We start from the raw sequence: 2,026 nt of genomic DNA, 5'->3' as shown, positions 1-2,026 counted from the left end.
GAGTGGGCCGCGACCGAGCCGGACCGGGTCGAGCGGCTCATGCTGCTGGCCTCGCCCGCGGCGACCTCGGCGGACCAGATCGGGTGGGCCTCGCCGCAGATCGCGGCGATCACGGCCGACCCGGGGTGGCACGGCGGGGACTACCACGACCTGCCCGCGGGGGAGGGGCCGCACCGCGGCCTCGGCGTCGCGCGGCGGATCGCGCACCTCTCGTACCGCAGCGGGTTCGAGCTGGCCACCCGCTTCGGGCGTGCTCCGCAGGAGGGTGAGGACCCGTTCCACGGCGGCCGGTACGCGGTGGAGTCCTATCTGGACCATCACGCGGAGAAGCTGGTGCACCGCTTCGACGCCGCGTCCTACGTGCGGCTGACCGAGCTGATGAACGCCCACGACGTCGGCCGGGGGCGCGGTGGGGTCGCTCCTGCGCTGGCCGGGGTCACCGCCCGGACGGTCGTGGTGGGCATCAGCTCGGACCGGCTGTACCCGGTGGGGCAGCAGGAGGAGCTGGCTGCCGGGATCCCGGGCGCCCGGCTCGAGGTGATCGAGTCGCCGTACGGGCACGACGGGTTCCTCATCGAGTGGCAGACGGTGGGTCGGCTGGCCGCCGAGCTGCTGGGCTGACCGCGGCGCTACCGGGCTGCCAGCCGGGCCACGACCATCCCGTCCCGCTCGCCCGTCCCGGTGACGGTGACCGGGACGGGCCGGGTGAACCGCGGCCCGTCGGTGACGAAGGTGTGGAACTCGCCGTTCTCGCCGCACGGGTCGCAGGCCGCGGGCAGGGCGGCGAGGAACCCGTCGTCGTACGGGTGGCCCGCCAGGTCCGCGGGCACCCGGCTGGGGTCGACCGCGACCACGACGGCCTGCTGGGCGGCCACCATCTCGCCGGCCAGGGCCCGGGTGTCCTTGCCCCACAACGGGAAGAACGGGGTGAGGCCCGTCGAGGCGAGGGATCGCTCGCGGTAGGCGCGGATGTCGGCGAGGAACAGGTCGCCGAACACCACGGTGTCCACGCCCGCGGCGCGGGCCGCCGCCCACGCCTGGCCGGTGCGCCGCTCGTACTCCTCGTTCGGGCAGGGCCACGGCAGCTCGACGACGTGCAGGGGCAGCCCCAACGCCGCGGCCTGCGCATCGACCAGCACCCGGGGTACGCCGTGGACGGGGACCCGACCGCCGCTCACCGTCGTCACCAGGCCGGTGATGTCGTCGGTCAGCGCGAAGGCGGAGTCCTTACCGGACGACCAGCTGAGCCACGACGTCACCGCCGCACGCTGACGTGGACGTGGTCGAAGTGCCCACCCGTGGCGTCCTCCGGGTCGTAGACGCCGCCTCCGTCGTACGGGCGGCCCCAGCCCTCCTGGTCGCCGAACAGGGCGCTGCGGTACCAGATCCGGCCCTGCCAGATGACGTAGCGGACGTCCAGCTCGGCGGCGTTGTCCCGCAGGTAGTCCGCGATGGCCCAGCCCGCGGCGAGCTCCTCGCCCTCGGGGAAGGTGCCGTAGCGGGTGGGGAAGAAGTCGCAGGCCCGGCCCTGCGGATGGTCGCTGGAGGGGTTCCACGCGTGCTCGCTCCAGCACGTCGACTCCCGGATGCGGTCCGCGAAGCGTGCCGTCACGGCCTCGTGCGCGGCGAGCGCAGCGGGGGTGACGCACCCGGTCGACGTCGGGTCGTCGGCGATGCAGCCGGGGGAGGGCTCGGGGGCCACCCGCTCGCGGATCCGGTCCACGGCGTCGAACCGGAGGGTCAGCACGATCGTGCCGACGACCAGCACCACCGCGAGCAGGGCGAGGGCGACGCGGCGGGTGGTGCGCATGCGGCTCCTTCGAATCCGGTATGTCCGGATCGTAGTCGGCCGCCCGCGGACTTCACGCGTCGCGGCGGGCGGGTCCTGCGCACGGTGCTCCGGCGCCGGGCGGGTGGTCCCGAGGACCCTGTTCTCGACGCCTTTGCACTGCCCGCTCTCGTGCGGGTGCGCGGGCAACGCCCGCGGCGTGGCGAGGGACCGGCGTGCCCGCACCAGGGCGGGCAG

General features: G+C 74.8%; 3 protein-coding genes. 1 reads left to right on the top strand and 2 read right to left on the bottom strand.

Going from position 1 to position 2,026, the window contains the following annotated elements:
• Window positions 1–621 (top strand): alpha/beta fold hydrolase (locus H5J29_RS30475; RefSeq protein ID WP_181784405.1); only part of this gene is annotated, 621 nt, incomplete at its 5' end.
• A gap of 8 nt (window positions 622–629) precedes the next feature.
• On the opposite strand, the gene H5J29_RS30470 is transcribed toward H5J29_RS30475, so the two are convergent.
• Window positions 630–1,259 (bottom strand): Dph6-related ATP pyrophosphatase, encoded by a 630-nt coding sequence (locus H5J29_RS30470; RefSeq protein WP_181784404.1) that lies wholly within the window; start codon window positions 1,257–1,259, stop codon window positions 630–632.
• Entirely contained in the window at window positions 1,256–1,810 is a 555-nt protein-coding gene (locus tag H5J29_RS30465) for a VldE C-terminal domain-containing protein (protein ID WP_181784403.1), read from the bottom strand. Before H5J29_RS30465 ends, H5J29_RS30470 begins: the two co-directional genes overlap by 4 nt.
• Window positions 1,811–2,026: the final 216 nt, after the last annotated feature.

Source organism: Pseudonocardia pini (genome assembly GCF_013870575.1).
Classification (GTDB): Bacteria; Actinomycetota; Actinomycetes; order Mycobacteriales; family Pseudonocardiaceae; genus Pseudonocardia; species Pseudonocardia pini.
The sequence above is the reverse complement of the archived record's forward strand: the minus strand, read 5'-3'. Positions and strand labels throughout refer to the sequence as shown.

What these genes read in the sequence shown, in the direction of transcription:
- H5J29_RS30465 (WP_181784403.1), bottom strand. Translation starts at nt 1,810, where the DNA reads ATGCGCACCACCCGCCGCGTCGCCCTCGCCCTGCTCGCGGTGGTGCTG.